General features: G+C 60.8%; 6 protein-coding genes. 3 read left to right on the top strand and 3 right to left on the bottom strand.

Annotated features, from left to right (window positions below; translation table 11 throughout):
* From PMI03_RS28880 to PMI03_RS28870, 3 genes are all read left to right on the top strand, one after another.
* The coding region (locus PMI03_RS28880; RefSeq protein WP_007702654.1) for an HRDC domain-containing protein at positions 1 to 543 on the top strand (543 nt) is incomplete at its 5' end.
* A gap of 148 nt (positions 544 to 691) precedes the next feature.
* The gene (locus PMI03_RS28875) at positions 692 to 1,744 is read left to right on the top strand and encodes an adenylate/guanylate cyclase domain-containing protein (protein WP_007702645.1); all 1,053 of its coding nucleotides are present in this window, start codon (positions 692 to 694) and stop codon (positions 1,742 to 1,744) included.
* Between the two features lie 142 nt (positions 1,745 to 1,886).
* Entirely contained in the window at positions 1,887 to 3,245 is a 1,359-nt protein-coding gene (locus PMI03_RS28870) for an esterase-like activity of phytase family protein (protein WP_007702637.1), read from the top strand.
* A gap of 34 nt (positions 3,246 to 3,279) precedes the next feature.
* Here PMI03_RS28870 and ppx read toward each other — a convergent pair whose 3' ends face one another.
* From ppx to hdaA, 3 genes are all read right to left on the bottom strand, one after another.
* Positions 3,280 to 4,800, bottom strand: coding sequence for an exopolyphosphatase (gene ppx / locus PMI03_RS28865; RefSeq protein ID WP_007702635.1), 1,521 nt, complete (start codon positions 4,798 to 4,800; stop codon positions 3,280 to 3,282).
* Between the two features lie 10 nt (positions 4,801 to 4,810).
* Positions 4,811 to 7,012, bottom strand: coding sequence for an RNA degradosome polyphosphate kinase (locus tag PMI03_RS28860; protein ID WP_007702632.1), 2,202 nt, complete (start codon positions 7,010 to 7,012; stop codon positions 4,811 to 4,813).
* Between the two features lie 75 nt (positions 7,013 to 7,087).
* Positions 7,088 to 7,801, bottom strand: coding sequence for a DnaA regulatory inactivator HdaA (hdaA, locus tag PMI03_RS28855; protein ID WP_007702629.1), 714 nt, complete (start codon positions 7,799 to 7,801; stop codon positions 7,088 to 7,090).

The raw sequence follows: 7,801 nt of genomic DNA, 5'->3' as shown, positions 1-7,801 counted from the left end.
ATGCGGCTGCGAAAGCCGCAGGAACTGGCCGTGCTGAAATATGTCGCCGCCTGGCGCGAACGCGAGGCACGCGCCCGCAACGTGCCGCGTGCACGCGTGCTGAAGGATGACGCCATCTACGAAATCGCCCAGCAGCAGCCGAAGGACACGGAAGCGCTCGCCCGCCTGCGCACCATCCCCAAGGGCTGGGAGCGTTCCGCCTCGGGTGCCGCCGTGCTCGAAGCGATCAACCAGGCCCTTGCACTACCGAAAGCCGACATGCCGCATGCACCGCGTCACCAGCAGGCCCCGGAGGGCACTGCCGCCGCTGCCGAACTGCTGAAGGTTCTGCTGAAGCTCACCGCCGAAAAGCATGGTGTCGCCCCAAAGGTCATCGCCAACAGTGAAGACCTCGACAAGATTGCCGCCGAAGGCGAGAAGGCCGAGGTAGCCGCCCTCACCGGCTGGCGGCGCGATCTCTTCGGCGAGACGGCGCTGCAGCTCATCCAAGGCCAAGTCGCATTGCGCTTCGTCGGCAAACGGGTCGAGACGGTCGCCCTCTAGCCGCGCGCTCTTTTCCGGCCGCAACCACGAATGTGCCGTAAATCTCTTGGAATGAACGCTTGGCGTTATCATATGTTTGGTGACGCATAGTCTTTGCCGAAACGCTCCGCTTTTGGCAATATGCGTCATCTCTGGGTGGGCCGACCGAATGGGAACGTTCCCTTCAATACGTAACTGGATCCTAACGCTACTCTTCGTCGCAGGAAGCGGCGTTGCCTATGGTAAGATGTTTTTCCCGGAATCGCCGATGTATATCGGCGCAGTCTTCGCAGTGTTCACCGGCATGCCGCTGTTGGCCTTCGAGCGCCGCATGATCCTGCCACGCCTGAACCACTGGATGCATCGCCTGCCCACGCCAGCCTTCATCGCCTCCGCGCTTATTGTCGATTTCGCCCTGATCGCCACCGGTTTTGCGATCGCCGGTAGCCTGATGAAATCCGCGGGGCTGATAAATGGCTCCTGGGCCGACGTGACGCTGCTGCAGATCAACGTCTATCTCTACGCCGTGGCGGTGACCGCCATCGTCATCTTCATTGGACGCGTCCGGGAGCTGCTTGGCCGCGACGTCTTCCTCAGCCTGTTGACCGGCCGTTATCGCAATCCGGTGCAGGAAGAGCGCGTGTTTCTGTTCATCGACCTTGTCGGCTCCACGGCGTTTGCCGAAGAGCATGGCGACCTCAAGGCGCAGGAATTCCTTGGCTCGCTGTTCAGCGCATTCGCAGAGCCGGTGCGGCGACACAAGGGCGCGATCGACGACTATATCGGCGACGCCGCCATCATCACCTGGCCGCTCGCACGCGGCGTGAAGGATGCCCGCTGCGTGCGCTGCGTTTTCGACATTCTTGCCGACATCGAAGCGAATGCAGAGAAATGGCTGAAATCCTATGGCCGCGTGCCGCGCCTTCGGGCAGCGCTGCATGGCGGCAATATCGTCACCGCCGAAATCGGTGTCGATCATCACAAGATCGCCTATTTCGGCGACACGGTGAACACCACCGCGAGGCTGGAATCCTTCTGCAAGACACTGGAGCGTCAGGTGCTGATCTCGACCGATCTCGCAAGGCAATTGGAGCTTCCCGATGGGATCGTCAAGGAAGATCTCGGCGACCATGCCGTTCGCGGTCGCGACCAGACGCTCGGCGTCATCGCGCTACATATGCAGAGGCGAGTAGTGCCGCAGGCCATCAGCGGCGCGCAGTAGGTAGGTCTTCATCGGGCACCGACGGTGCTACAGCCCATGAGTTGTGCACAGTCATCAAAGCTTCACTCAAGCGTTAATTCGCCGACATAGCTCGCCTGTTAAGCGGGGTTGTCTTGCCAACCCAAGCCAACAAGGTGACATGATGACCCGAATTCTTTTCGCTTTCACGGCACTTTTTGTTCTGATGGCCGCCTCGGTTCAGGCCGATGAGCAGCAGTTTCCCGCCAAGCTCGCCGCGCAGGCCATTCTTCCGGCCAATACCATGGTCGCAGCCCCTGCCGATGCACCCGACTTCCTGAAGACCTCCGGCAAGTTCACCACGCCGGACCGCAAGCGCACCGAAGCGCTCGGCACGGTGCCGGGCAAGGACGGCGCCCGTGTGACCGACCTGAAGCTGCCTTTCGACGGCCAGCCAATCCAGGGCTTCTCCGGCATCAAGGCGATGCCCGACGGCAGCTTCTGGACGCTGTCGGACAACGGCTTCGGCTCCAAGCAGAATTCCAGCGACTCCATGCTGTTCCTCCACCAGCTCAAGTTCGATTGGGACAATGGCAAGGTGGACGTCGTCAAGAACCTGTTCCTCTCCGATCCGAACAAGAAGGCTCCCTTCCCGATCGTTCTTGAAGGCTCGAATACGCGGTATCTGACGGGCGCCGATTTCGACATCGAATCGATCCAGCCCGTCGCCGACGGCTTCTGGATCGGCGATGAATTCGGCCCCTATCTTCTGAAATTCGACACATCGGGCCAGCTGACCGACGTGTTCCCGACCACGCTCGACGGCAAGCCGGTGATGTCTCCCGACAACGCCCTGCTGCAGCTTCCGGGTAACCCGACGCTGAAGATGCCGGCCTTCAACCTGAAGCGCTCCGGCGGCTTCGAAGGTCTCGCTTTGTCCAAGGACGGCTCCAAGCTTTATGGCCTGCTGGAAGGCGCACTCTACAAGGACGACGGTCAGATGGAGAGCGTCGACGGCCACACCGCCATCCACGTCATCGAATTCGACACCGCGTCGAAAAGCTGGACCGGCCGCAGCTGGCTCTATCCGTTCGCTGACAAGGGCGTATCGATCGGCGATTTCAACATGCTGGACGACAAGACCGCCCTGGTGATCGAGCGCGACAACGGCGCCGGCACCAAGGACAAGGCCTGCGCCGACCCCAAGCAGCCGAAGCCGGATTGCTTCGAGGCGCCGGCCGAACTGAAGCGCGTCTACAAGATCGAATTCAGCGACGCCAATGTCGGCAAGGCCGTGCGCAAGATCGGCTATATTGACCTGCTGCATATCGAAGATCCGGACCACAAGCGCCGCCAGGGCGGTGGTGACGGCTTCTACGACATGCCGTTCGTCACTATCGAAAATGTCGACCGTGTCGATGCCACCCACATCATCATCGGCAACGACAACAACCTGCCCTTCTCAGCCGGTCGTGCCGTCAACAAGGCCGACGACAACGAGTTCAGCATTCTCGAAGTCGGTGATTTCCTGAACGCGAAGTAAGAAACCTGCCTTCTCCCCCCGGGGAGAAGGCTTTCTATTCGAACCGGAACGCCAACCGCCGGTTCGTCAGCTTTGCGAGCTGCTGCAAGCGCCCATCCAGTCGCTCGCCGGCGAAATCGTGATATTCGGCCGGGACGACGAATTCGAGGTCCAGATCCGGGCTCGACGAGCGACGGATCGACAGATTGCGCACGATGCCCGGCATCGAGGCCGAAAACAGATAGACGACGCGCAAAAGGCCGCCGAGCAGCTTGGCACGCTCGATGAGCTGAGGCGTGGCGATGGTTGCCAGGGGCTCGGTCGCGCCGTCGTCGTGCAGGCCTTCGAAACGATAGTAATTGGCAAGCGCGATGAAGGCGCGGCCGGCATGGGTGATGCCGACGAAGGACGTGTGAGCGATGATGTTCAGCGCCTGCAGGCCGCGATAATCGGGATGGGCACGCCAGCTGATATCGGCAAGCAGGCACGCGGCCTGGCGATAGCGGCTCTCCTCCTCCGTCTCGGTGATGCCGAAGAAGGGCATCATCCGGCCGGTCCATTCGGCAAGCTCGCGGGCATGCTCCGGCGAGCGGGCACGCAGAATGGCAAGTTCGCCGGCGGCCGTCAGCAGCGGATCGCTGTTGCGCTCGGCTTCGGTCAGCAACGAATAAAGATAGCCTTCGCGCACGCCCTGGGCCGAGAATGTCACGACGGATGGCTTCATGGCCGCCAGCACTTCCCGCATCGCCACCGCACCGAAGGGCAGCAGCGAGCGACGGTGCTTGGAAATCGATAGGAATGCCGGATCCCTAGTTTCCTTGGCTTCGCCGATCTGATCGAGGAAGCGCATCATCTCGTCGAGAGGCACTTCATAACCCTGCATCATGTGCAGCGGATATTTGCGGATTTCCATGTGCAGCTTAGCGATATTTCGCCAGGTGCCGCCGACCGCGTAGAAAGTACGCCCCTCGCCCTGGCCGAGCAGCTTTGCGGTCTTCACATGCTTGCGGGCAAAGCTGCGGGCTTTCTCGATCGAGCCATTGGCATATTCCGACAATCTCAGGCCGCCGAGCGGCAAGGTAATGCCCTTGCCGATCTCCCGGTCCTTGATGTCGATCAACTCCAGCGAACCGCCGCCGAGATCGCCGGCGATACCGTTCGGATGGAAAAAGCCGCTGACGATGCCGAGCGCCGAAAAACGCGCCTCTTCCTCGCCCGACAGCACGCGTACTTTCCGCTGCAGGATCGTCTCGGCCTTGTGGATGAATTCCGGACCGTTGCTCGCCTCGCGAGCAGCGGCCGTCGCCAGGACATAGATGGTCGATGCGCGCGCCTGGTCGGACAGCGCCTTGAACCGGTGCAGGGCGGCGAGAGCGCGTGCTACGCTCTCCTCATCCATCTTTCCGGTCAAGGCTATGCCCTTGCCGAGGCCACACAGCACCTTCTCGTTGAAAAGAATGGTCGGCGACCGCGAATGGCCTTCATAGACGACAAGACGAACGGAGTTCGACCCGATATCGACAACGGAGACCGGGGCTATACCGGGAAGGCGCCCCTGGGCTTCTGATTCAACCATGCAGGTCCAGTTATTTCTTGCGGCCCGACAATAGCCCGGCGATCAGTTTCGGCGCACTGGATTTCAGCGATTCACCACGGCCGGACAGGCTGGGATTGGTCATGAAATACTGCTGCGCGTTGAACGGCTCTTTCCCCGCACGCACCTCCGTGCGCCTCGAAGTACCGTCCGGCAATATCTCGTAGCTCTGCTGATTGTCAATGATGTTGCCCAGCATGATCTGCGAAAGAACCTGCTCGTGCACGGTCTTGTTGGTCAGCGGCACGAGGGTTTCGACACGTCGGTCGAGGTTTCTCGGCATCATGTCGGCCGAGCCGATATAGACCAGCGCCTTGTCCGACGGCAGGCCATGGCCATTGCCGAAACAGAAGATGCGGCTGTGCTCAAGGAAGCGGCCGATGATCGACTTGACGCGGATATTTTCGGACAGACCTTGCACCTGAGGACGCAAGCAGCAGATGCCGCGTATGACGAGATCAATCTCGACGCCGGCATTGCTGGCGCGATAAAGCGCATCGATGATGTCGGGATCAACCAGCGAATTCATCTTCATCCAGATCGCCGCCGGCTTGCCGCTCTTGGCGTGCTCGATTTCCTCCTCGATGTGCTGGAGGATGCGCGGGCGCAGCGTATAGGGCGAAACGGCAATCTTCGTGCTCGGCTCCGGCTCGCCATAGCCGGTGATAAAGTTGAAGATGTTCGCCATGTCGTGGGCGATCTTCGGGTCGCAGGTGAAGTAGGACAGGTCCGTATAGATCTTGGCAGTGATCGGGTGGTAGTTGCCGGTACCGAGATGGCAATAGGTGCGCAGCTTGCCGTCCTCGCGGCGTACGACCATCGACATCTTCGAATGCGTCTTGAGTTCGATAAAGCCGAAGACGACCTGCACACCGGCACGTTCCAGATCTCGCGCCCAGCGGATATTCGCCTCTTCGTCGAAACGAGCCTTGAGCTCGACCAGCGCGGTCACGGACTTGCCGAGATCGGCGGCATCGATCAGCGCACGCACGATCGGGCTGTCATTGGAGGTGCGGTATAGCGTCTGCTTTATCGCCAGAACATCAGGATCGCGCGCAGCCTGAATCAGGAACTGGACCACCACGTCAAAGGATTCGTAAGGATGGTGGACCACCATGTCCTTTTCGCGGATGGCGGCGAAGCAGTCGCCGGCATGTTCGCGGACGCGCTCAGGAAATCGCGCATTGTAGGGCTCGAAGCGCAGATCGTCGCGCGGAGCCTTGCATATCTCGGACAGGGTGTTGAGCGCCAGCAGGCCTGGCAGAACGGCGATGCGGTTTTCCGGTACGTTCAGCGATTCCACCACGAACTGGCGCAGTTCGAGCGGCATCTCCGAGTCGGTCTCGATGCGGATCACCGAACCACGGCGGCGGCGCTTCAGCGCCGTCTCGAAGAAACGCACCAGATCTTCGGCTTCTTCCTCGACTTCGATATCGCTGTCGCGGATGAGGCGGAACGTACCCGAACCCTGTACCTCATAGCCGGGATAGAGCCGCTGAATGAAGATGTTCACGACATCTTCGAGCGTGATGTAGCGGATGACGTTGCTGGCGTCCGGCAGGCGGACGAAACGGTCGAGCGCCGGCGGCAGGCGCAGCAGCGCCGTCATCGGCTCGCGGCCGTTCATGCTGTTCAGCTGCAGCGCAATCGAAAAGCCGAGGTTCGGAATGAACGGGAACGGATGCGCCGGGTCGATGGAGAGCGGCGTCAGGACCGGGAAGATCGCCTGTTCGAATTCATTGGCGAGCCAGACCCGGTCGGCCTCGGACAGAGCCGGCGGGCGGACGATCAGAATGTCTTCCTTGGCGAGATATTGTTGCAGCACGGCAAGCGATGCCTGCTGCTCCATCTGCAGGTTGTCGATCTCGCGCAGGATATCGTCGAGCTGTTCGGCGGGCGTCTTGCCATCCGGCGTACGCACCAGGATCTTTTGGCGAACCTGGCCCTCGAGGCCTGCGACGCGCACCATGAAGAATTCATCGAGGTTGGCGGCAGAAATGGAGAGGAAGCGGATGCGCTCCAGAAGCGGATGCGCCGTGTTCAGCGTTTCCTCGAGGACGCGGCGATTGAACTGCAGCCAGGAAAATTCACGATTGATGAAGCGTTCGGGGCTGCTCAGCAGCTCGTTGATCGGCGGCACGGCCTCCGTGGCCTGCTGGTTGGCGTCCTGCTGTTCCGTTACTGCCGAGTCCATGTTCCACCTACCCTCATCTGAGACCTTGCCACGTATAGCAGTTTGACGACGGAACTGTGACAGTTCACCTGCCGCTCAATCTGCCGGGCCGGAATTGCCCAATTCATTCAAGACTTCAGCGGCCAGTATGCGTGTAATTCTCGTGCCGCGGCCAAGCGCCAGCCGGTCCAGCCGGTCGACGATCAACTGCGCGGCATTCAGGGACCGCTCCATCCGATTGACGATATAAAGGACAAGTTTGTCATCGATATAAAGCTGCCGATCGGCAAAGAGCTTTACGATCACCTGCGACAATAATTCTTCATCCGGCTCGCCGATTTCGACGACGGTCGCCGCCTTCAGCCGCGAGCGCAGGTCGGGCAGCGTGACCGGCCAGGACATCGGCCAAAGCCTGCTCGTCATCAGTAGACCCGTGCCGTTTTCCCGGACGCTGTTGATGACGTGGAAGAGCTCGGTGTCGTCGAAGCCCAGGCGATCGACATCCTCGAAGACGACCGGCCCATTCGCCGCGATGACGGCTGCGTCCGAGCCCGCTTTCGGATGGATCGGGACAGCGCCGCTTCTCTCGCACCAGATGCTGGCGAGATGCGATTTTCCTGAACCGACGGGTCCAGCGAGAATGACCACCGGCGACGGCCATTGCGGCCAGGAATCGACGATCCTCACTGCCGCGCTCAAGGGATCGGCAACCAGCAGGTCGTCGCGGCCGCTTGCGGCATCATGGGTAAAGGCCAAGGGTAGCTGTTCGGCGGGCTTGCGCCTCAAATCAGCGTTCTTCACATCGGTCAT

It is taken from the genome of Rhizobium sp. AP16, assembly GCF_000281735.1.
Classification (GTDB): Bacteria; Pseudomonadota; Alphaproteobacteria; order Rhizobiales; family Rhizobiaceae; genus Rhizobium; species Rhizobium rhizogenes.
This window is presented reverse-complemented; position numbering and strand designations above follow the sequence as displayed.